General features: G+C 65.4%; 16 protein-coding genes. 12 read left to right on the top strand and 4 right to left on the bottom strand.

Annotation, left to right across the window (positions count from 1 at the left end; genetic code table 11):
* The first annotated feature begins 482 nt into the window (after positions 1-482).
* Positions 483-2051 (top strand): APC family permease, encoded by a 1569-nt coding sequence (locus FRZ44_RS24725; protein ID WP_225308435.1) that lies wholly within the window; start codon positions 483-485, stop codon positions 2049-2051.
* A 118-nt stretch (positions 2052-2169) separates the two neighbouring features.
* On the opposite strand, the gene FRZ44_RS24720 is transcribed toward FRZ44_RS24725, so the two are convergent.
* From FRZ44_RS24720 to FRZ44_RS24705, 4 genes are all read right to left on the bottom strand, one after another.
* A complete protein-coding gene (locus FRZ44_RS24720; RefSeq protein WP_151179691.1) occupies positions 2170-3681 on the bottom strand; it encodes an aldehyde dehydrogenase in 1512 nt (503 codons plus the stop codon).
* Between the two features lie 227 nt (positions 3682-3908).
* The gene (locus FRZ44_RS24715) at positions 3909-4760 is read right to left on the bottom strand and encodes a DMT family transporter (RefSeq protein WP_191908285.1); all 852 of its coding nucleotides are present in this window, start codon (positions 4758-4760) and stop codon (positions 3909-3911) included.
* 65 nt (positions 4761-4825) lie between these two features.
* Positions 4826-7348 (bottom strand): cation:proton antiporter, encoded by a 2523-nt coding sequence (locus tag FRZ44_RS24710; RefSeq protein ID WP_151179689.1) that lies wholly within the window; start codon positions 7346-7348, stop codon positions 4826-4828.
* Positions 7349-7521: 173 nt separating this feature from the next.
* Entirely contained in the window at positions 7522-9786 is a 2265-nt protein-coding gene (locus tag FRZ44_RS24705) for a CHASE2 domain-containing protein (protein ID WP_151179688.1), read from the bottom strand.
* Positions 9787-9945: 159 nt separating this feature from the next.
* On the opposite strand from FRZ44_RS24705, the gene FRZ44_RS24700 reads away from it, so the two are divergent.
* The 11 genes from FRZ44_RS24700 to FRZ44_RS24650 all read left to right on the top strand — a co-directional run bounded on the left by FRZ44_RS24700 (position 9946) and on the right by FRZ44_RS24650 (position 22188).
* The gene (locus FRZ44_RS24700; protein ID WP_151179687.1) at positions 9946-11538 is read left to right on the top strand and encodes a gamma-glutamyltransferase family protein; all 1593 of its coding nucleotides are present in this window, start codon (positions 9946-9948) and stop codon (positions 11536-11538) included.
* 379 nt (positions 11539-11917) lie between these two features.
* Positions 11918-12976 (top strand): polyamine ABC transporter substrate-binding protein, encoded by a 1059-nt coding sequence (locus FRZ44_RS24695; RefSeq protein ID WP_151179686.1) that lies wholly within the window; start codon positions 11918-11920, stop codon positions 12974-12976.
* 77 nt (positions 12977-13053) lie between these two features.
* Positions 13054-13956, top strand: a complete 903-nt coding sequence (locus FRZ44_RS24690) for an ABC transporter permease (RefSeq protein WP_151179685.1) — start codon at positions 13054-13056, stop codon at positions 13954-13956.
* Positions 13949-14770, top strand: coding sequence for an ABC transporter permease (locus FRZ44_RS24685; RefSeq protein WP_151179684.1), 822 nt, complete (start codon positions 13949-13951; stop codon positions 14768-14770). The genes FRZ44_RS24690 and FRZ44_RS24685 overlap by 8 nt, the downstream gene beginning before the upstream one ends.
* Positions 14767-15837 (top strand): ABC transporter ATP-binding protein, encoded by a 1071-nt coding sequence (locus FRZ44_RS24680; RefSeq protein ID WP_151179683.1) that lies wholly within the window; start codon positions 14767-14769, stop codon positions 15835-15837. The genes FRZ44_RS24685 and FRZ44_RS24680 overlap by 4 nt, the downstream gene beginning before the upstream one ends.
* Positions 15838-15963: 126 nt before the next feature.
* A complete protein-coding gene (locus FRZ44_RS24675) occupies positions 15964-16344 on the top strand; it encodes a histone (protein WP_151179682.1) in 381 nt (126 codons plus the stop codon).
* Positions 16345-16730: 386 nt separating this feature from the next.
* On the top strand, positions 16731-18020 hold the full coding sequence (locus FRZ44_RS24670; protein ID WP_225308434.1) for a glycosyltransferase: 1290 nt from the start codon (positions 16731-16733) through the stop codon (positions 18018-18020).
* Entirely contained in the window at positions 18017-18751 is a 735-nt protein-coding gene (locus tag FRZ44_RS27435) for a cupin domain-containing protein (protein WP_225308433.1), read from the top strand. Before FRZ44_RS24670 ends, FRZ44_RS27435 begins: the two co-directional genes overlap by 4 nt.
* A gap of 155 nt (positions 18752-18906) precedes the next feature.
* Positions 18907-19959: a hypothetical protein gene (locus FRZ44_RS24660; protein ID WP_151179681.1), complete on the top strand. Its 1053-nt coding sequence runs from the start codon at positions 18907-18909 to the stop codon at positions 19957-19959.
* A 141-nt stretch (positions 19960-20100) separates the two neighbouring features.
* A complete protein-coding gene (locus FRZ44_RS24655) occupies positions 20101-20580 on the top strand; it encodes a VOC family protein (protein ID WP_151179680.1) in 480 nt (159 codons plus the stop codon).
* Positions 20581-20676: 96 nt separating this feature from the next.
* A complete protein-coding gene (locus FRZ44_RS24650; RefSeq protein ID WP_151179679.1) occupies positions 20677-22188 on the top strand; it encodes an aldehyde dehydrogenase family protein in 1512 nt (503 codons plus the stop codon).
* Positions 22189-22660 lie beyond the last annotated feature (472 nt).

Genomic DNA, 22660 nt, shown 5'->3' with positions numbered 1-22660 from the left:
CCAAAGCGGTATCGAATTGGCTCATCGGGAAGAAATCGAAAGCGCCCGCGTTGCGTCGGCGGGGCCACTCTGATATCCAGATTCCATGGCGAATTCGGACGTAAAGATCCTGACGCCCTGGGAGTCGAGGGGACACAAGGTGCCGACGGCACCCCGGTGATCCCGTTGCCCGCCGCGTTCCTTGGAAACGGACGTGGCGGTTTTGTTTTGGGCTGGGTTTCGGAGCGGGAATCCATGTCGAGGGGATGCGCGAGGCATCGTCGGTTCTGGGACCGGCCCGTGACGGGCGGGAACCGCGACGTCGTGGCCGCGACAACCCCCTCCATTGCGAAGGCGGCCTCGCGCCGTCTCCTGATCATTCTTCGACCGGCGGGGAAAGACCGGCAACCGGCGCCACCGCTTCAGGCAAATCGGGCTCGACGGGCCCAACGGCCATTTTAGGGGGATCACTCATGGCAAGCGCTACCACTCAGAGTCCGACGATGTTGCGGGACGTCGATTGGAAACAGGTCGTCTTCGTGGCGGCCGGCGTGCCCGCGCTGGTTCTCTTCTCGATGGGCGGCATCTCGGCCACGGTCGGCGCGCCGGCCTGGCTGGTCTGGACCATCTCGGTCCTGCTGGGCTTCGCCCAGGCCTTCACCTATGCCGAGATCGCCGGCCTGCATCCGTCCAAGACCGGCGGCACGGCGGTCCATGGCGCCACGGCCTGGATCCGCTACAGCCAGATCCTGGCGCCGCTCTCGCTCTGGTCGAACTGGCTGGCCTGGACCCCGGTGCTCGCCATCGGGTCGGGGCTGGGCGCGGGCTATCTGCTCTCGATCTTCTATGCGCCCGAGGCCAGCATCATGACCTGGCAGGTCACGCTGGTCGATCTGGGCTTCATCTCGGACGGCCTCTCCCTGCGCTTCAACGCGACCTTCCTGCTGGGTGCCGCCATCATGCTGGTGGTGTTCGCGATCCAGCATCGGGGCATCCTGCGCACCGCGCAGATCCAGACCCTGCTGACGATCGCCTCGCTGCTGCCGCTCTTCATCGTCTGCATCATCCCGCTGCTCGCGGGCAATGTGCATAGCGCGAACTTCGTGCCCTTCACGCCGCTCGCGACCGACGCCAACGGCTCGGTCATCGCCGGCGTCTGGGACCGCGAAGGCCTGAAATTCTTCATGGGCGGCCTCTTCATCGCCGCCTGGTCGGCCTACGCCTTCGAGACCTCGGTCTGCTACATGAGCGAGTTCAAGAACCCGGGCCGCGACATGCCCCGCGCGATCATCGTCTCGGGGCTCATCTGCATCGTCGCCTATGTGCTGGTCCCGGTGGTGTTCCAGGGCTTCTTCGGGACCCAGAAGATGCTCGACCCCGGCATCTATTCCGGCGCCGGCATGGGGCTGGCGCTGGCGGAGATGGTCCAGGCCGGGCCCTTCATCACCAAGGTGCTGGTGATCCTGCTGTTCTTCACCCTCATGCTGGCGATCATGACGGCCATGGCCGGCTCCTCGCGCACGCTCAATCAGGGCGGGCATGACGGCTGGTTCCCGAAATACCTGGCCTATGTGAACAGCCATGGCGCCCCCACCCGTGCCATGTGGACCGACCTCTGCTTCAACCTGATCCTGCTGCTGATGTCGGACTACATCTTCGTGCTGGCGGTCTCGAACTGTAACTACCTGATCTTCAACTTCCTCAATCTCAATGCCGGCTGGATCCACCGGATCGACAACCCGGATGTGCGGCGCCCCTGGCGCTGCCCGACCTGGCTGCTCGGGCTGGGTACCATCTTCGGCTATGTGAACGCCTTCCTGCTCGGCGCCGGCGCCAATGTCTGGGGCGCCGGAACGCTGCTGTCAGGCTTCATCTCGGCGGCGCTTGTGGTGCCGTTCTTCCTCTACCGCCACTACGTCACCGACAAGGGCAAGTTCCCTGAGCATATGTATTCGGACCTGCTGCTGGCGGGGCAAACGCAGCTCGGGCCGAAGAAGGCAGGGATGCTGCCTTATCTCGCCTTGCTCGGCGGTGCCGCTTCCTGCGCGCTTGGCTATTTCATCTTCTGGTGACACCGACAGCCGGTCGGAAGAACCGGGCATAGAGAAGCCGGCGGGATCGCTCGATCCCGCCGGCTTTCGTTTGATCCGAAGGAACCGGCGGGGTCGCCGCCGGTGCGCCCGGGCGCTCTCAGTCGAGATGGATCCAGACCGACTTGGTCTGGGTGTGCAGCAGCATCGATTCGAAGCATTTGTCGCGGCCCTGGCCCGACTGCTTGTAGCCGCCCCACTGCATCGTCATGTCGCCATGATCGAAGCAGTTGACCCACACCACGCCGGACTGCAGGTCGCGCGCGGCCTTGTGGGCGGTGTCGATGTTCTTGGTCCAGACCGAGGCCGCCAGGCCATAGAGCGAGTCGTTGGCGATCTCGATCGCCTCGTCGATGTTCTTGAAGGGGAGCACGGCCGCAACCGGGCCGAAGATCTCCTCCTGGGCGATGCGCATGTCGTTCTTCACACCCGCGAACAAGGTCGGCTGCACATAGGCGCCCTTCTCGAGCCCCTTGGGCACGCCGCCGCCGAAGCAGAGCTTGGCGCCTTCCTTCTTGCCGATGTCGATATAGTTGAGCACGCGCTTCTGCTGGTCCTTGGTGACCAGCGGGCCCATCTGCGTCGAGGGATCGAACGGATCGCCCGGCTGGAACACGGTCTTGGCGCGCTTGGTGAAGAGATCCAGGAACTCGTCATGGACCTTCTTCTCGACCAGGAGGCGCGAGCCTGCATTGCAGACCTCGCCCTGGTTGCCATAGATGCCGGCGATCGCGTAGTTCACCGCCGTGTCCAGATTGGCATCGCCCATGATGATCTGCGGGGTCTTGCCGCCGCATTCGGTGGTCACCCGCTTCATGTTCGACTGGCCAGCATAGATCATCAGCAGCTTGCCGATCTCGGTCGAGCCGGTGAAGGCGATCTTGTCGACGTCGAGATGAAGCGCCAGCGGCTTGCCGACCTCCTCGCCGAAGCCGTGGACGACGTTGAGCACGCCCGCCGGGCCGCCGGCTTCCATGAACAGCTTCGCCATCAGGTTGGCGGAGAGCGGCGATTGCTCGGCCGGCTTCAGCACCACCGAGTTGCCGGTCGCGAGCGCCGGCGCGATCTTCCAGGAGGCCATCATCAGCGGATAGTTCCAGGGCACGATGCAGCCGACGACGCCGAGCGGCTCGCGGACGATGTAGTGGAACTCCGACGCCGCGGTCGCCGTGACCTGGCCGAAGATCTTGTCGATGCATTCGCCCATGAACTGGAAGGTGAGCGCCGCGCCGGGCACGTCGCTGTTGAGCATGTCGCTGACGGGCTTGCCCATGTTGAGCACGTCCAGCAGCGCGAAATCGACCGCATGTTCGCGGATCAGGCTGGAGAAGCGGTAGAGCACGTCCATGCGGTCGCGCGGCGCCATCCGGCTCCACACGCCGCTCTTGAAGGCCTTGCGGCCGGATTTGACGGCGGCATCGACATCCGAGGCGTCGGAGCGGGCGACCTCGGCAATGACGTCGCCATTGACCGGATTGATCGATTCGAAAGTCTTCCCCTTCTTGGCGGGGACGAACTTGCCGTCGATGAAATTGCGGGTCTCGGGTTTGATCTTGCCGGCGAGCTTGTGCCAGTCCTTCTTGCCGAGCTTCTTGGCCTGTTCGAGATCCATGTGTCCTCCTTTGTCGGCGCCGTGAAGGGCGGGGGCACTCGGGAATCGAGGCCCGATGAACGCCTCGTCGCAGCGGGGAAACTGTCGCTGACTGCGTTGGATCCGTGGCATGAACGGCAGGAACGCCGTCCGGGGTCTTCGCCTCTTGGGCCTCGGATCAGGATGGTCGCCGCTTATAGCACCGGCATAGCCTCCGAGCCATATCGCCCGGGGGATAGGCGGGAGGTTCAGCGCAAGGTGGCCTGGACGCGCTCGCGATACCAGATATAGAGGCCCGACAGGACGATCACCGCGGCGCCCACCGCGGTCCAGCGATCGGGCAGGTTGCCGAACACCAGATAGCCGATGGCCACGGCCCAGGCCAGCTGCAGATAGCTGAAGGGGGCCAGCAGCGAGGCGGGCGTGAGCGTAAAAGCGCGGATCATGCAGAGATGCGAGACGGCGCCCATGAAGCCCACGAAGATCAGGAGGCACCAGCCCGTGACATCGGGTGCGCGCCAGGATCCCGGCAGCATCGCGGACATGACGACGAGGCCCACCACGCCCGAATAGACCAGCGTCACGGACCAATGATCGATCGGGCCCAGGAGCCGGGTCACGATCTGATAGAGGGCGAAGCAGGCCGCGACCAGAAGCGGCATGGCCATGGCCCAATGCATCAGGCCGAAGCCGGGGCGGATGATGAGGAAGACCGCGAAGAAACCGATCCCGACGGCGATCCAGCGCCGCATCCCCACGCGCTCCTTCAGGAGGGGGACCGAGAGCGCGGTCAGGAAGAGGGGCGCCACGAAGCCGATCGAGGCCGCGGTCGCGAGCGGGATGTAACGCAGCGCGATGAAATAGAACACGGTCGAGCCCAGCAGGAGGACCGAGCGGATCAGCTGCAGATCGAGCCGGCGCGTGTGGAACACCGACCGGCCGCGCCAGGCGACCAGGATCGGCAGCGCGGTCAGCATGTGAAAGAGATAGCGGCACCAGGTGATCTGGACCGTCGAATAATCCTCGGTCAGGAACTTCGCCGTCGAATCCATCATGACGAAGCCGAGGCCGGCGGCGACCATCCAGACGACGCCGCTCATCGAAGGTCGCAGGGTGGGAAGGGCCGGGGCCGGCGGCAGGGCTGTCATGGGGTTTGAAGCGGGGATCAGCCGACGGCGGAATCGAAGGCGGCGATTCGGGCCTGGGCGACGGCCGCGATCTCGCGGCCGATCTCGGGATCGGCTTCGCTGAGGCGCGCGAGATCGCGGGCGCTCAGCACCAGCAGATTCGAATAGGAGAGGGCGACCACATCGGCCGTGCGCGGGCGGTTGGTGACGAGCGCCACCTCGCCGAAGAACTCGCCGGTGCCGAGCCGCACCGGCGTATGGGGCAGCACCACCTCGACCGCGCCCGTCGTGATGAAGAACATCGTATCGCCATGCTCGCCGGCCTTGACGATCTCCTCGCCCGGCAGCGCCAGGCGCGGGCGCATCAGCTTGGCGACGCGCCGGCGGCCGTCGTTCGAGAGGCCCTGGAACAGCCGCACCCGCTGCAGCAGCGTCTCGGGCGCCATGGCGATGTCGAGCCGCAACTGGCGGAAGGCCCTGCGCCGGCGCTGGTTCAGGCCGCGGATGAGATTGTCATAGACCTCTTCGCTGAGGACCGACTCCTTTTGCATCGCGATATAGCCGTCCTCGATCGAGCGCAAGGCGAGGCGGCTGACATAGAGCTCCTCGAGCTGATGCGCATAGTCGGGATATTGCAGGCGCAGCGCGCCCAGCGCCTTGGCGACGCCCTCGCGCCGGCGCTGCAGCACGGCGCCGGCCGCCGCCGCCGCCCCTTCGCCCACGACCGGGCGCACCCGGCGGCGCAGGAACTCGCCCAGATCCATCAGGAGAAGCGAGCTGACGAACAGCTTGTTGAAACGATCGCCCAGCATTTCGGCCAGCGGGCGCTCGATCGCGAACCATTGCTGCAGATGCATGCCCCAGCGGATGCGGCGCGGAAACTTCAAGATCTCGTCGACCGCCTTGACATAGCCCTCGGCGCCGCCCTGCTTGATGCCGTCCATCAGGCGGCTGGCATCGGCCAGCTTGGACTCGGTCGTCTTCCGGCTGACGGTGCCTTCGCGCAGGCGCTGATGCACCAGCTCCACTTCATATTGCGTGATGATCGAGAGCGCGACCGCGGCCATGTCGAGCTCACGCTCGCCCGACGCGGCGCTCGCAGACTTGGCGATCTCGGCTTCGGCGGCGGCGGCAGGGGGCGCCGTGCCCAGCGGCGCTTCGATCTGATCGAACACGCGCTTGGTCAAAGCAGGATCGAGCCCTTCGGCCGCGACCGCCGTCTCGACCTTGGTCTTGGCCTCGGCATGGGCGAGATCGAGGGCGCCGGCGCGCAAGGCACGTTCGGTGGCGCCGAGCTTGTCGAGTCCCAGCAGCCGCAGCAGCGGCCTTAAGGTCGGCGCATTGACGAAGAGGGTGAAGAGCACGAAGCCCGTGGTGAGCACGCCCACCAGATGGCGGGTTTCCGCCGGCAATTCCGGGTCGGCCGCGACGCCGAGCGCCAGCGCCAGGGACACGGCCCCGCGCAGACCGCCCCAGACGATCACGGCGCGATAGGCGGCGCTGACCTTGCCGGTGAGGCGCATGGCGGCCAGGGGCGGCAGCAGGCCATAGACCACGACCGCGCGCGCGACCAACGCGGCGGCGACCAACACGCCGAGCCGCAGGAAATCGACCGGCGCCAGCCCCGCCAACAATTGCGGCACCAGCATCGCGGCCAGCACGAAAATGAGCGAGTTCGACCAGAAGCCCAGCTGCTCCCAGGTCTCGACCAGGCTTTCCCAGGAGGTCGGCGTGACCCGGGTGCGGCCGTTGGTGCCGAGCGTCAGCCCGGCGACGACGCAGGCGACGACACCCGACACATGGAGATATTGGGTGCCGACGATGAAGCTGAGATAAGCCAGCGCCACGGTGAAGGTCATCTCGGCATATTTGAAACCGCGCAAAGCCGGCAGCATCAGCGCGGCACCGCGCGAGACCAGATAGCCGAAGAGGGCGCCGCCCAGGAATTCCAGCAGGAAATCCACGACGGTATGGACCATGCTGCCTTCGCCATGGCCGGTGATGAGTCCGGCGATGAGGCTGGCGAGCGCGATGGCGGCCGCGTCGTTGAAGAGGCTTTCGCCCTGCACCAGCAGGGTCAGCCGTCGCGGCGCACCGATGTCGCGGAAGATGCCGACGACGGCGGCGGGGTCGGTGGTGGCGATCACGGCGCCCAGGAGGAGGGCGGCCAGCAGGCCGGCGCCGGTGAACTGCCACAGGGCCGCGCCCACCACGAGCGCCGTCACGATCACGGCCACGATTGCCATCAGCAGGATCGGGACGATCTCGTCCATGAGCCGGCGCACATCGAGTTTGAGCGCCATCTCGAACAGCAAGGGCGGCAGGAAGATGTAGAGGAAGGCGTCGCCCGGGATCTCGAGATTGCTGAGCGCGGTCAGGAAGTCGTTGGCCATGTCGCCTTGGTTGGCCTGGCCGAGCTCGATCACCACGCCGAGCCCGACGCCCAGCATGGCGAGCAGCACCGTCTCGGGCAGCAGCAGGCGGCGGGCGAGCGATGGCAAGAGGCTCACCAGCACGAACAGCCCGGCCAATCCAAAGACGGTGGAGACGACTCCCTGCATGGCGTCAGCTATGTCGGCGTTCTGGCGGGTTTTTGGACATAGAGCATACCTGGTCCAAAGGCGGAAACCCCAGGACTTGGCCTTGGACGGCCACCCTAGCCCGGAAAACTCGGCAAGGTCACGCGGACAGAGGAGTGAAAACGCGGCAAATCAGCCGGACCTGCTCCGGGGCGTCAGCCGGTTTTGCCCAGGGCGTCATAGACCCCGTCCCAGGGCTGCGCCGGCGGCGTCTGGCGGTAGCCGGCGATCCGGCGTTCATAGAGGGCGTAAAGCGGCATCAGCCGGGGGAAATGACGCTCGGTCTCGTGATGCAGCTGGGCGAGGGCGGCCGCGGCCCCGTCCCAGTCCTGGGCCCGGTAAGCCTGGATCATCGTCTTATGCAGCGCCGACAGCCCGCGGAAAGGCTCGCTCGCGGCCAGGGCCCCGTCGCCGATCAGGGCATGAACCGGCTCCGGCCGCTGCTTGCCCTTGACCCGGACCAGGTCGACCTCGAGCAGCGCGAAGACGGGGGCGTTCCCGGGGGCGGGCTGGACGGCCTGGGCGGTGCTGTCGCCCAGCACGCAATCGACGCCGTAGAGCCGGGTCAGGCCCTCGAGGCGGGAGGCCAGGTTCACCGCGTCGCCGATCGTGGTGTAGGCCTTGCGCTGCTCGGAGCCCATATAGCCGACGCTGCAGGGGCCGGTATTGATGCCGATGCCGAAGGCGAGGCCCATCGGACCCTCGCCCTTCTCGGCCGCCTCGCGCGCCAGCTCGGCATTGATCGCGACCAGGGCCTCGCGCATGCCCAGCGCCGCCTCGACCGCGCGGCGCGGATGGTCGGGCACGTCGAGCGGCGCGTTCCAGAAGGCCATGATCGCGTCGCCCATGAACTTGTCGATGGTGCCGGCATGGTCGTCCTGGATCACGCGCGCCATCGGCGTCATGAAGCGGTTGATGAGGCGGGTGAGGTCCTGCGGCGCCAGCCCCTCGGCGATGCTGGTAAAGCCCTGCAGGTCGGAGAACATGACGGTGAGCTCGCGCAGCTCGCCGCCGAGCTTGGGCGGCTCGGGCTGGCTCGCCAGCTTCTCGACCAGGATCGGCGACATCATCTGGCTGAACACGTCGCGGATGAAGCGCTTCTCACCCTCGGTGCGGAGATAGCCCAGAAAGGTCGTCGTCATATAGAGCACGGTGGCGACGGCCACGGGGAAGATCGGATCGACCAGCCAGCCATAGCGGGTGAAGGCGAACCAGGAGGCGCCGATGGCGGCGGCACTGCCGAGGAGGCCGACGACGGCACCGCCGATGGCCGTGAAGCGCCGCGCGATGACGATGAGCGCGCTGCCGAAGAGGAGGAGGAAGAGAAGCTCCGCCCCTTTGGCCCAATCGGGACGTTTCAGAAAATTTCCGGTCGTCATCTGTTCGAGGATCTGAGCAATGACCTCCACGCCGGACATCGTCGCGGCAATGGGCGTCGGTTTCAGATCCTTGAGGCCCTCCGAGCTCGAACCGATGACCACGAGATGGCCATCGATCTTGGATGCATCGTTGGTACCGGCCAGGACCTGCCATGCCGGCACAAATCGTTCCGGGCGATGGCCGCTGTCATAGAGGAAGACGGTGCCGTCCTTATCCGTTGGAACGATGAGCCGCCCGATCTTGACGGCGACAATGCCGGTCTTCGTGTTTCCCATGCTGTATTCGCTGCTGGCGCCCGAAGCCTTGATGACGTAGCTCGGCACGCCCTGTGCGACACGGAGCACTTCGGCCGCGAAGCTCGGAACGAGCTTGTCGTTCAGGGTCGTTGCCACCGGCAGGCGCCGCACGGTTCCATCCGCGTCGAGTTCGACATTGACGCTGCCATAGCCGGCGGCAGCCTTCTCGAAGATCGGCAATGGACGAACCGCTCCCGAATAGGGAATGAGAAACAGGCGCGGATCGTCGCCGGCATTGGTGAAGCCCGCGATGACCGGAAGCGGGTTGCTGTCGTTGATCGGGGTCTCTCGGTTGACGAGCAGAACGCCGACGACCGTGGGACCGCTGGCAAGCGCTTGCGCCAGGGCCGTATCGGGATCGGGCAGCTTCAGAATCGTATCCTTAACCGCGTCGAGATCGGAATTGCCCGGCCACAGCTTGATCAGGTTCTGAGGGCCCGTGCGATCGGGCTCGGCCAAGATAATATCGAGCGCTATGGCTGCGGCGCCCTGCTGGCCCAGCTTCGTCACCAGCTCCGCCAATTTCGAGCGCGGCCAGGGCCATTGCCCGATCTGGGCGAGACTCTCCTCGTCGATGTCGACGATCGTGACCCCGGCATCGGCATAGGGGCGGGGCTGGAAGCGCTGATAGCTGTCGAAGACGAGGTTGCGGAGCCGTTCGATACCCGGTCCCTCTTCGACCCGCAACACCAGGGCGGCCAGCAGAAGCGCGAAGGGGATGAGGAGATCGAGCCAGCGCTTCATGAAGGGGAAGGGACCGTGGGTGCGGTGATGGTCGCCTAGAGTCTAACCTTTACTTTCGGAGTCGGTCACCTGTAGGCGGCTGTCTTTCGGGCCCCGAGGCGCTAACCTGTCGGCCGCCTATCCCCAGCCGGCCCCTGGCCCGCGCCCAAAGGAAATCCCATGCTCGATCCCTATCGCCCCGAAGGCAGTTTCGTGAAGAAGGCGGTGGCCGCCGAGGGCGGCATCGTCACCTCGCAGAGCCTGGCGGCGGCCAAGATCGGTGCGACCGTGCTGGCGGACGGCGGCAATGCGGTCGACGCGGCGATCGCGACCAGCTTCGCGGTCGGTGTGCTCGAGCCCTGGATGAGCGGGATCGGCGGTGGCGGCTATATGCTGGTGGCGATGGCCGGCGCGCCCGAGGTGCAATGCGTCGAGTTCGGCATGATCGCGCCCAAGACGCTCGATCCGGCCGACTATCCGCTCGCAGGCGGCACCACCCAGGCGCTGTTCGAATGGCCCTCGGTCAAGGGCGATCGCAACATCAAGGGGCCGCTCTCGGTCGCCGTGCCGGGCACGGTCGACGGCATGCGCGTGGCCCACGAGACCTTCGCCACGCTGCCCTGGGCCCGCCTGCTGGAGCCCGCCGCGGCCCTGGCCCAGGCCGGCCTGCCGGTCGACTGGTACACCGTGCTCTCGATCGCCGTCGCGGCACGCGAGCTTTCCGAGAATGCCGGCGCCCGCAAGATCTATCTGCCGGGTGGACTGCCGCCGGCGCCGGCCGCGGCCGAAGGTCCGCCGCCGCGCCTGGCGCTGGGCAAGCTCGACATCACGCTCCGCCGGCTCGCCAAGGCAGGCGCGCGCGAGTTCTATGAGGGCGAGACCGCGCGTGCCATCGCGGCCGAGATGCAACGCCTCGGCGGCAAGCTCTCGGCTGCCGACCTCGCCGACTATCGCGCGCGCGTGGTGCCGGCCCCGGCGTCCTCCTATCGCGAGGTCGAAGTCTTCGCGCCGGGCGGCCTGACGGCGGGCCCGACGCTCGCCCGTACCCTGGAGTTCCTCACCGCCGACATGGAGGAGCGATCCGGCCGCGCGCCCGGGCCCGATGCCTACCGCGCCTATGCCTCGGCCCTCGACCGCGCCTATCGCGAGCGGCTTCAGACCATGGGCGATGCGGGCGACGGCACGGCGCGCAACAATCCGGCGAGCGCCTCCTGCACGACCCATATCTCCGTGGTGGACCGGCAGGGCAATATGGTGGCGCTGACCCAGACGCTGCTGTCGCGCTTCGGCTCCAAGGTGCTGCTCGAAGACAGCGGCGTGATGCTCAATAACGGCATCATGTGGTTCGATCCGACGCCGGGCCGGCCCAACTCGATGGCGCCCGGCAAGCGCCCGCTTTCCAACATGGTGCCGACGATCCTGCGCAAGTCGGGCCAGCCCTGGGCGGCGCTGGGCGCCTCCGGCGGCCGGCGCATCCTGCCCGCAGTGGCGCAGATCCTGTCCTTCCTGGTGGATTTCGGCATGGATCTCGAGGCGGCCTTCCATTGTCCGCGCCTCGATGCCAGCGGCGCCGGCGTCACGCTCGACAATCGCCTCTCGCCCGAGATCAAGGCCGCGATCGACCCGGCGCTCGCGGTGCGCCGCGGCACGCTCGATGTCCATCCGGTGCTGTTCGCCTCGCCCAACGCCGTCATGCGCGAGCCCGGCGGCGGCCTCAATCGCGGCATGGCCGATATCGCCTCACCCTGGTCGGGCGCCGCGGCGGAACCCTGACAGAAACCAGGGCCCCTCCCATGCCGGCTTCGCCGGCGATCTGAAGGAGTCGGCGGGCGAAGTCCGCGGGCGGGAGGGGCGGCGAGCGGGGAGGGGGCGCCCGCCACAGGCGAAGCGATGAGCAAGTTGCGCGTTTGTTGGCAAAAACCTCGTGCGCGGCACCCCCTCCCCCTATCCGCTCCCGCAAGGGGAGGGGGCTTGAAATCTTGCTCCCGCGCCTCTCGCCATTCGGCTCGATTCTTTCACGCGCCCCAAGGTGGGTTGACCCCGGGGCGATCCGCCCCCGATGATCGTTCCCGCAAGGACTGCCAATTCACAAGGGCTCAGGACCGGTTCGTCCGCAACCTGGCCCGATCGGATGCATAACGGGGAGCGTTTCATGACACTGCGCCTGACCCGCAGGGCCGCGTTCGGCCTTGCTTTCGCCTGCGGCCTGCTGCTCGGCAGCGGCGCGGCGTTCGCGGAAAAAATCGTCATCTCCAACTGGGACGGCTATATGCCGGCCGACCTGTTGGCCAATTTCACCAAGGAAACCGGCATCGAAGCCGAGATGTCGGTCCACGCCACCAATGAAGAGATCATGGGCAAGGTCGTGGCCGGCGGCGGCAAGGGCTATGACGTGCTGTTCGTCTCCAGCCCCTTCGTCGAGGCGCTGCAGAACCTGCAGCTGATCGCGCCGCTCGACGCCGCCAAGATCCCGAATCTCGCCAATCTCTATCCCGAAGCCCGCGCGCTCGCCTATGACCCGGGCAACGCGCATTCCGTCCCCTATGCCTGGGGCACGACCGGCCTCTGCTACCGCTCGGACCTGATCAAGACCGCGCCCACCAGCTGGATGGACCTGCTGCAGCCCTCGGCCGACATCAAGGGCCGCATCACCATGCTGGCGACCGATCGCTGGCTGATGGCGGCGGGCGAGAAGGCCTTGGGCTATTCGGTCAACACCACCAACGAGGACGAGATCGCCAAGACCAAGGCGCTCCTGATCGAGGCCAAGAAGAACCTGCTCGCCTATGACGACACCACCTTCTATTCGAAACTGGTGTCGAGCGAGGCGGTGCTGGTCCAGGCCTGGGACGGCTGGTGCAATTACGGCATCGCCGAGAATGCGGCCATCAAGTTCGTGGTGCCGAAGGAAGGCAGCGACATGTGGGTCGACACCATGGTGGTGACGGCGGCCTCGGAACATAAGGACGCGGCCATGGCCTTCATCAACTATGTGCTGCGGCCCGAGATTCACCGCTGGGTGGCGGAGAACATCCTCTACAAGGTGCCGAACCAGAAGGCGATGGAAGGGCTCGACCCGAAGCTGATCGAGCAATATCCCAATATCGGCATGACGCCCGCGGAGCTGATGAAGCAGGAACAGCTGCGCGATCTGGGCAAGGCGCAGAAGGACTATACCCGCGCCGTGACCGAGATCACCTCGGCGCAGTAGGCCGGAAACGACGGTCGGGGCTGCCTCGATAGTCCGGGGCAGCCTCGTCTTCGTTTCGTGCCGGTTTTTCCCCTGCCATGAGCTCGATCGCCCTGTCCGCCGACAAGCCGCGCCCGCCGCGATGGTCGCCGGCCGCCCGGACGCGGGCCGGCCTGCTGGCGCTGCCGCTGGGCTGGATCGCGCTCTTCCTGGTGCTGCCCTGCGCGCTCGTTGTGGTGCTGAGCTTCTTCGAGCGCGGCACCTATGGCGGCATCGACTACATCTTCACGCTTGAGAACTACAGCCGCGCCGCCGACAGCCTCTATCTCGGCATCCTGCTGACCTCGCTCAAGATCGCCGGCCTCGCCACGCTGATCGCCTTCGTCCTGGGCTATCCCATGGCCTATCTGATCGCGACCGCGCCCTTGCGCTGGCAGAAGATCCTGTTGCTGCTGGCGGTCTTGCCCTTCTGGACCAACTATCTGATCCGCACCTATGCCTGGATCGTGATCCTGAACCGGCAGGGGCTGATCAACGGCCTTCTCTCCTGGCTGGGGTTGACCAGCGAGCCGGTCGATCTGCTCTATAACGAGTTCGCGATCCTGGTGGGCCTGGTCTATGCCTATCTGCCCTTCATGATCCTGCCGCTCTATGCGGCCATCAGCCGGCTCTCGCCCGACCTGATCGAGGCCTCGACCGATCTGGGCGCGCCCGGCTTCACCAGCTTCCGGCGCATCACGCTGCCGCTGACGGTGCCGGGAGCCGCTGCCGGCGCCATCTTCGTCTTCGTCTACAGCATGGGGAATTTCATCACCCCCGACCTCCTGGGCGGCGGACGCACGGTAATGGTCGGCAATCTGATCTATGACCAGTTCCTCAACGCCCGCGACTGGCCCTTCGGTTCCGCCCTCTCTTTCATCCTGATGGGCGTGATGATGGCGCTCCTGAGCCTCCAGGCCTATCTCGTCAACCGCGCGCGGCGGATGGGCACCTATGACTGATGCCAGCGCCCTCGCCAGGCTGCAGGGCCGCGGCACGCGCCGCCTGCTCAAGGCGCATGCGCTCGTGATCTATCTCTTCCTCTATGGGCCGATCGTCACCCTGATCGTGCTCTCCTTCAATGCGGGGGGCATGCCGACCGCCTGGACCGGCTTCTCCTTCAAATGGTATGGCGCGCTGATCCAGAATCCCGAAATCCTGAAGTCGGTCGCCAACAGCTTGGCTGTGGCTCTGGCCGTCACGCTGATCTCGACGGCCGGGGGCACCTTGCTGGCGCTGGGGCTCGAGCGCGGGCGGCCTTCGACTCTCCTCGACAGCTTCGTCATGGTGCCGATGATTATTCCCGACATCGTTCTGGCGATCGCACTCCTGTCCTTCTACACGCTGCTGCAGTTCACGCTGGGGCTCTACACCATTGTCCTGTCGCAGAGCGTGTTCGTGATCGCCTTCGCGGCGGCCGTGGTGCGCACGAGACTCAGGAATTTCGACCGCTCCGTGATCGAGGCCTCGATCGATCTGGGAGCCGGGGCCTGGACCACCTTCCGGCGCGTCACCCTGCCGATCATCCTGCCGGGCGTGATCGCGGCGGCCCTCCTGTCCTTTACCCTGTCGATCGACGATTTCGTGATCGCCTATTTCTCCGCCGGTGCCGGCAGCGGCTCCACCACCTTTCCCATGAAGATCTACGCCATGATCCGCTTCGGCGTGACCCCCGAGATCAATGCCATCGCCACCCTGCTGCTGCTGGTGAGCTTCACCCTGATGCTGCTGGCCCAGCGCTTCAGCCGCGAGTCGGGGCGGGGGCCGGGCGCATGACCGGGCTGATCCAGATCGCCGCTGTGGAAAAGTCCTTCGGACCGGTCGTGGCGCTGGCCGGGATCGACCTGGAAATCCGCGAGAACGAGTTCTTCGCCCTGCTGGGGCCGTCGGGCTGCGGCAAGACCACCCTCCTGCGCATCCTGGCCGGGTTCGAGACGCCGGATCGCGGACGGATTGCGCTGGACGGCCGGGATCTGGTCGCCATGCCGGCCAACCGGCGCCCGATCAATATGATGTTCCAGTCCTATGCCCTGTTCCCGCATATGACGGTCGAGGGCAATGTCGCCTATGGGCTGGAGATGGAAGGCGTCCGGGGCCCGGAGCTGAAGCGGCGTACCGCCGAGGCCTTGGCGATGGTCCAGCTCGAGGATGTGGCCCGACGCAAGCCGCATCTGCTCTCGGGCGGCCAGCGCCAGCGGGTGGCGCTCGCCCGGGCCCTGGTCAAACGGCCCCGGCTCCTGCTGCTGGACGAGCCCTTGGCCGCCCTCGACAAGAAGCTGCGCGACCAGATGCGGCTCGAGCTCAAGCGGCTGCAGCATGAAACCGGCATCACCTTCCTGATCGTAACCCACGACCAGGAGGAAGCCCTGGTCATGGCGGACCGGATCGCCCTGATGAATCAGGGCCAGATCGCCCAATTGGGGCCGCCGCGCGCGCTCTATGAGGAGCCGGCCAACCGCTTCGTCGCCGACTTCATCGGGCTGATGAATCTGATCGAAGGAAGGGCGGCGCCGGGCGGCCTGGCGGCCCAGGGCCTGGACCGGGTGCTGCCGGCTGCCGAGGGCGGCCTGCCGGCGGGAACGCCGGCGTCGCTGGCGATCCGACCGGAGCGAATCCGGGTGCGCCCGGGAACGCCGACAGCGTCGGGCGACGGGCTGGCCGGCCGAGTCGAGAGCGTCGCCTATCTGGGCCAGGACCTCATTCTCCATGTCCGCGTCGTCGGTCTGGCGCGGCCCCTGGTCGCGCGTCTCGGTGCCGGTCAGGAGTCGCTGCCCGAGATGACCGAGGGTGCGGCGGTCGCGTGCGAATGGACGAAGGAACGGGCGCGACTGCTCACGAACTGATCGATCTTGCGACGGGCGCGCTGGACAAGCGCGCGCCGAAACGGAACACTCCCAATCTCGGATCGAAGAATCCGGCGAGCGCGCCACCGGCGCGTCCGATATCCAACCTTGTTAGGGGGAGGATCTATGGCCAGACGATCAGTCAAGAAGAAGGCGGCGAAGAAGAAGGCCGCCAAGAAGAAATCCGCCAAGAAGACGGCGAAGCGGAAAGCCCCGAAGCGCAAGGTAGCGCCCCGGCGCAGCGCCAAGAAGAAGGTTGCCAAGAAGGCCGCCAAGAAGAAGGCGGCGCGGAAGAAGAAGGCCGCGGCACCGAAGCCCGCCCCGGCTCCCAAGCCGGCGCCCGCCCCGGCACCCAAGCCCGCCATGGCGGCGCCGAAACCGGCTCCGGCGCCCAAGCCGGCACCCGCGCCGGCTCCGGCACCGATGAGCCACGGCTCGGAACCCAAGCCGGCTGCGCCCTCGGCCTGGGCGCCGACGCCCAAGCCCGATCCCGACAAACCGCAATAAGGGCTTGAGGCGACGACGATCGAGGGAATGACGGACGAGGATGGATGATGGCGAAGGCGGCGAGAAAGAAGGCGAAGACAAAGGCGGCGAAGAAAAAATCGGTGAAGCGGGCGGCAGGGCGTAAGGCCGCCGCCAAACCGAAAGCCGCCAAAAGGAAATCAGCCCGCAACTCCGCCGCCGGCGCCAAACCCAAACGATCCTCGGCCCCCAAGGCCAGGAAGGCCGCGGGATCGCCGAAAGCGACAGCCGGAAAGACGGTCGCGCCGAAGCCGAAACGCGCCAAGGCTTCGGCGCCCCGTTCCTCTTCCAAGGCCGGCCCTGCATCCGAGGCAAACCCGGTCAAGGCACCGCTGTCCCGCCCCCGCCTGGGGAAGAAGGGCAAGCGCGTGGTGCTCTATCCAGAGGCCGCCTTCGGCCCGGCGCTCAACTGCGTGGGCGTGGCCCAGCAGCTCCGCCAGATGGGCCATGACCCGGTCTTCGTCTGCGACAAGGGCTTCAAGAGTGTGTTCGAGGGCTATGGCTTCGAGGAGAAGCTGGTCGACATGTCGGGCGGCATGCCCGACGAGGAAGCGGCCCGCTTCTGGTCGGACTTCATCGCCCAGCACCTGCCTCACTTCAAGCTCTCGCCGATCGAGCAGATCCCGACCTATGTGGTGCCGGTCTGGGAGATGATCGTCGATACCGCGATCAACTCGCACGAGATGCTCCTGGCCCATCTGCAGAGCCTCAAGCCCGACGTGGTCTGCGTCGACAATGTGATCCTGTTCCCGGCCATCAAGATGATCGGCAAGCCCTGGATCCGCATCATCTCCTGCTCGGAGAACGAGGTCGCGGACCCGGACATCCCGCCGCATCTCTCCGGCTGCGGCGAGAACGACAAGGCCTGCTTCCATGCCTTCGAATCCGAATTCCTGAAGCAGGTGAAGCCGGCCCACGATCGCTTCAACAAGTTCCTCGCGAAGGTCGGCCATCCGGCCTACGAGCTGGGCGAGTTCTTCGAGACCTCGCCCTATATGAACCTGCTGCTCTATCCCAAGCATCTGCGCTTCAAGCGGCGCCACGAGCTCGATCCCAAGCGCTTCCAGTATCTCGATGGCTGCGTGCGCGACGAGGGTCAATACGCGGTGCCGAAATTCGCCGCCAACGAGGGCAAGCCGCTCATCTATGTGAGCTTCGGCAGCCTGGGCGCGGCCGATGTCGATCTCTACAAGCGCATGCTGACGCTGTTCGGCAAGCTGCCCTATCGCTTCCTGATGAATGTCGGCGACTACATCGACCAGTACCGGGACGTTCCCGGCAATGTGCATCTGGAGAAATGGTATCCGCAGCCGGCGGTCATTCCGCATGTGGATCTCTTCATCCATCACGGCGGCAACAACAGCTTCAACGAGGCGCTCTATTTCGGGAAACCCGCGATCATCATGCCCTATTGCTGGGACGGCCTCGACAATGCGACGCGCATCCAGGACACCGGCTTCGGCGCCAAGCTGCCGCGCTATGCCTGGAGCGACGAGCAGTTCGCCGCGACGATCCGCCGGCTCCTGGGCGACAGCGCGATGAAGCTGCGGCTGGAGGCCTGCGCCCGCTACATGCAATCGCAGAAGGGGCCGGAGAAGGCCGCGCGTCTCATCGCCCAGGTGACGGAGCGGCCCGGCATGGCGGAGGGCCTGTCGTGAAGCTCGAAGGCTCGTCGGCGCCGCATATCCATCCGGCGAAGAGCTACAACGACCTGGTGGATTGGGGCGATCAGCCCGACGCGATCGAGGGCCGCTCTCATTCGAGCGGCCGCCTCCTCTGGAAGCGCGACGAGAATGGCGAGCGCGCCGTCGAAAGCGGGCTCTGGGTCGTGACGCCGGGCTCCTGGCGGCTTTCGATTCCGGGCGACGAGATCTGCTATTTCCTTTCGGGCCGCGCCACCTATACCGAGCATAATGGCGAGACCATCGAGGTCGGCCCCGAGACCGTGGTGCATTTCCCCTCGGGCTGGACCGGGCGCTGCGATGTGCACGAGACCACGCGCAACACCTATATGCTGGCGCGCACGCCGACCGCGCTCGATCGCGGTGCGGCACCCATCATGCGCAATCCGCTCAACCAGGGATCGCTGGTCGATTGGGGCGCGGTGCCGACCATGATCGAAGGCAAGTCCATGACCTCGGGCAAGCTGCTCTTCAAGGGCCCGGGCGGGCGCAGCGAGACCGGTATCTGGATCTGCACGCCGGGCACTTGGAATTGCCACGTCACCAGCGACGAATATTGCCACTTCATCGCGGGACGCTGCACCTACACCCATGAATCGGGCGAGGTGATCGAGATCCGCCCCGACACGGTCGCGTTCTTCCCGAAAGACTGGAAGGGCACCTGCCGGATCGAGGAGACCATGCGCAAGGTCTATATGATCCGATAAATCTACTAATCTTCCGCAACGCATTTTGAAATCTCCGCCACCATTAAAGGCCTGGGCATTGTTCATCGATTTCAATGTATTGGAACAAAATGGCGTTGAGCTCTGACGTCGCCAAACATAACGCGCGCCGCGGAGTCTGGACCGTAAGTCGGCGCGTGACGATTTACTACCCAATCGAAGAGATCGCCGTTATTTGGCCGCCTATCGCGAGCCAAAACGCAAAACTTGTTAGCGTAATCCACGAATGCTCGGAACTGATCCCTGTCGAATCGCCAGGTTATCATCCGGCGAAGCTTCGCATTCGCGCAGTTCTTCGCCCAGCATCAGAGCATGTGGTTAAATTCCAGAAGGAGAGCCCGTCGAGATTTCTGGCGAATGCAGTGATATGGCTGCGCTTCAGCACTAAAGCGGTTCCGACCCGCGACGCGCCACCGATTGAACGTAGCGATGGTACGTTAGAGGAATGGCCTTTAGACGAACGTCGAAAGCTCTTCGAGACCCTCTTTGCTGAGTCTTGCGAGAGAGCGATTCAGCTTTTTGTCGTAGCGATGAACATCGCTCGTCCGGGCGTCTTCAAGTTAGGCGCCGGCATCTGTCTCATGGACGATCATCCCGTGCTCAGGATGGAGCCAATTCTGCATGAGATCGATGTCGTCTTTAGGGAGGCAATTGAACGAGGTTGGCCAGACTTCATCGAGCTTGATCCTGTTAAAACGTGGAAATGGGCGAGTCGCCATGCAGGTTTCCTTGAGGGCACGAGCCAAACGCCTATTGGTCGCGCGCTGAACGCCTACTCCTACTTCTTTGGAGAAACCTTTTCAGGGGGCGAGATCGAAGAGTTAGTCTGGAGTTTGATTGGGTTGGAGGCACTTTACGCGAGAAATGAAGATTCGATCGTCAATCAAATCGTGGGAAAATGCGCCCTTCTAATTCCTGGTGCCGAAAAGTACCAGAAGCAGATAAAGGATCTGTATAATTTTCGTTCTCGTCTCCTTCACGGTCAGAGAAATATACCCAATAAATTCAACGCCGGTGATGCGACGAGCGAGATCGACAAGGTCCAAAGTGACTACTACATTATGCAGTTTCTAGGAGCCGCTATTTTGGTTGCGTCTCTGCAGTATCTTGTGCGTCACGATCTCAATTCATTAGATTTTTCGTATCGTCTTGCCCAAGGTATTGCATCTCAAGAATCACGAACGAAGTAACCGAGACGATTTTCGCAACTTGGGCGCTCCCCGCTTCTCCGCATTGTCACAAGAATGTTGCTGCCACGCGGACTAGCCACCAACGTGGGTTCGGTACCATGCTTGGGCCCTGAGAAATTCTCCCAAGCAAAGGAGCGGATCATGGCCGGTAAAGCCAAGCCCATTCCCGACAACCACCACAGCATCACGCCCTATCTGATGGTCGACGGTGCCGCCAAGGCGATCGAGTTCTATGCCAAGGCGTTCGGCGCCAAGGAGGCGCTGCGTCTGCCCATGCCCGACGGCCGCATCGGCCATGCCGAGGTTACGATCGGCGATTCGCGGGTCATGCTGGCCGACGAATATCCCGAGATGAATGCGAAAAGCCCCAAGGCCTTCGGCGGCTCGCCTGTGCATATCCATCTCTATGTGCCCGACGTGGACGCGATCGCGAAATCGGCGCTGGCGGCCGGCGCCAAGGAGCTGCGTCCGGTCCAGAACCAGTTCTATGGCGATCGGTCGGGCAGCTTCCAGGATCCGTTCGGCCATGTCTGGCATGTCGCGACCCATATCGAGGATGTGCCGCCCGGCGAGATCGCGAAGCGCGCCGCGGCGGCCATGGCGAAGAAGGCGCTGAACTGACAGCTTCGCCCCGGCCGGACGTCTCGCCCGGCGTCGATGGTTTGGTCTAATCTCCCCCCGAGGATGCCGATCCGGCAGGCCTGACGAGGGGGATTCATGACCGAGGCCAAGTTCGATCCGTTCGCGGGCGCGATGTTCGTCGATCACGAATGGCGCGTCCTGCCGACGCTCTCACGTAAGCCGGTCCTGGATCCCGCCAATCTCGAGCGCGTGGGCGAGATCGCCTATGCGGACGCGGCGAGCCTGGCGCCGGTGCTGGCGAAGGCGGTCGCGGCGCAGCGCGACTGGGCGGCTCTCGACACCAAGACCCGCGCGGGGCTGCTGCATCGCCTCGCCGATTCGATCGAGACGGAGAGCCACCGCGAGACCGCCACGCTGATGGTCAGGGAGATGGGCAAGCCCTATGCGGAGGCGGTGGGCGAGCTCATGAATGTGGCGCCGATCTTCCGCTATTTCGCCGAGCTGGCGCGCGATGAGGGAGGCGACGTGGCGGGACCGGCCTCGCCCGGCAGTCTGCAGATCATGCGCTGGTTCCCCATCGGGGTGAGTGCCCATATCCTGCCCTTCAATTTTCCGATCGTGCTGATGGCCTTCACCGTCGCGGCCTCGCTCGCCGCCGGCAATCCGGTGATCGTCAAGCCGGCCGAGGCGACCTCGCTCTGCACGCTGCATTTCATGCGCCATTTCCGCCAGCTGCCCGCGGGCCTGGTCGCCTGCGTCACCGGCGGGGCCGGGACCGCGCAGGCCCTGATCAAGGCGCCCGAGATCGGCGCCGTCGCCTTCACCGGCAGCGCCGAGGTGGGGTGCCGCGTGGCCGCCGCCTGCGGCGAGCTGATGAAACCCTGCGTGATCGAAGGCGGCGGCAGCGATCCGATGATCGTGATGGACTCGGCCCCCGTCGATATCGCGGCCGCCGCGGCGGTCACCGCGGCCTTCCATCTCTCTGGGCAGATCTGCACCGCGGCCGAACGGCTCTATGTGCATGAGGCGATCCATGACGAGTTCGTCGCGGCGATGACCGCGCGCGCCCGGGCGCTCAAGGTCGGGCCCGGCATGGGGCGGGTCGAGATCGGGCCCCTGGTGAGCGAGGCCGCGCGCAACAAGGTGATGGCGCTGGTCGACGACGCGCTCGCCAAGGGCGCCAGCCTCGCCTGCGGCGGCCGGGTGCCGCCGCAATTCAACAAGGGCTGGTTCTACGAGCCGACGATTCTCACCGGTTGCGGACCTGAGATGGCGATCCTGCAGCAGGAATGCTTCGGGCCGGTGGCGCCGATCTGCAAGGTCGCGAGCTTCGACGAGGCGATCGCGCTCGCCAACCGGACCCGCTACGGCCTCGGAGCCGCGATCTACACCACCAGGCTCGACGAGGCGATGGCGGCGACCGAACGGCTCGAAGCCGGGATGGTCTGGGTCAACAATGTGCTGGGCGACAACGAAGCCTTGCCGTTCGGCGGCTGGAAGGCCTCGGGCCTCGGCCGTTCCTTGAGCCGCATCGGGCTCAACAGTTTCCGGCGCGCGAAGATGATCATGCTCGATCCCAGCCCCGCGCTGCAGGGCTGGTGGTATCCCTACAGCGATGAGTTCTTCGCCGAGCGCGAGAAGATCTGACCGCGCATCGCGTCCCGATATGAGCGACCTTCGCCGGGGTCGCTCGTATCTCCGAACCGTATTCGATAACGCGCTGGCGGAACGCCGGATTACGCAGTTGTGCACTGGAATTTACCGCGCTGCGAGACGGGTGGGTTGACTCCCAGGCGCGATGGCGCAACGCTGATCCCGTCGATCGCCTGATGGCGACGACCAGCGGACCGTCCCTGCGGGACGACCCGATGGCCACAGCCGGACGGCGGCGGACATCGTGTGAACAACAGCGCAGGAGGGTGCCAGCCCGCATGACTCCACCGGGCATAAAACCGGGGCCCTGCCGCGACGCGGGGCCAAGATTCCGCTGAATGCCGGACCCTGCCGGCTCGCACTGGCGGGATCGCACACAATCTGGAGAGTGGAAACGCGCGATTGCGTGAGCACGCGCGATACATGGTTCCGAAGAACCCATGGGCGGGCCGAAGAGGCCGGCTCA

Source organism: Hypericibacter terrae, from assembly GCF_008728855.1.
In the GTDB taxonomy this organism is placed as follows: domain Bacteria; phylum Pseudomonadota; class Alphaproteobacteria; order Dongiales; family Dongiaceae; genus Hypericibacter; species Hypericibacter terrae.
Note: the sequence above shows the minus strand (reverse complement) of the source record. Positions and strands in the feature narration are given on the sequence as shown.

Bases quoted from the DNA above. Each gene is read 5' to 3' on its own strand.
- FRZ44_RS24725 (WP_225308435.1), top strand. From the start codon at position 483: ATGTTGCGGGACGTCGATTGGAAACAGGTCGTCTTCGTGGCGGCCGGC.
- FRZ44_RS24720 (WP_151179691.1), bottom strand. From the start codon at position 3,681: ATGGATCTCGAACAGGCCAAGAAGCTCGGCAAGAAGGACTGGCACAAG.
- FRZ44_RS24715 (WP_191908285.1), bottom strand. From the start codon at position 4,760: ATGAGCGGCGTCGTCTGGATGGTCGCCGCCGGCCTCGGCTTCGTCATG.
- FRZ44_RS24710 (WP_151179689.1), bottom strand. From the start codon at position 7,348: ATGCAGGGAGTCGTCTCCACCGTCTTTGGATTGGCCGGGCTGTTCGTG.
- FRZ44_RS24705 (WP_151179688.1), bottom strand. From the start codon at position 9,786: ATGAAGCGCTGGCTCGATCTCCTCATCCCCTTCGCGCTTCTGCTGGCC.
- FRZ44_RS24700 (WP_151179687.1), top strand. From the start codon at position 9,946: ATGCTCGATCCCTATCGCCCCGAAGGCAGTTTCGTGAAGAAGGCGGTG.
- FRZ44_RS24695 (WP_151179686.1), top strand. From the start codon at position 11,918: ATGACACTGCGCCTGACCCGCAGGGCCGCGTTCGGCCTTGCTTTCGCC.
- FRZ44_RS24690 (WP_151179685.1), top strand. From the start codon at position 13,054: ATGAGCTCGATCGCCCTGTCCGCCGACAAGCCGCGCCCGCCGCGATGG.
- FRZ44_RS24685 (WP_151179684.1), top strand. From the start codon at position 13,949: ATGACTGATGCCAGCGCCCTCGCCAGGCTGCAGGGCCGCGGCACGCGC.
- FRZ44_RS24680 (WP_151179683.1), top strand. From the start codon at position 14,767: ATGACCGGGCTGATCCAGATCGCCGCTGTGGAAAAGTCCTTCGGACCG.
- FRZ44_RS24675 (WP_151179682.1), top strand. From the start codon at position 15,964: ATGGCCAGACGATCAGTCAAGAAGAAGGCGGCGAAGAAGAAGGCCGCC.
- FRZ44_RS24655 (WP_151179680.1), top strand. From the start codon at position 20,101: ATGGCCGGTAAAGCCAAGCCCATTCCCGACAACCACCACAGCATCACG.
- FRZ44_RS24650 (WP_151179679.1), top strand. From the start codon at position 20,677: ATGACCGAGGCCAAGTTCGATCCGTTCGCGGGCGCGATGTTCGTCGAT.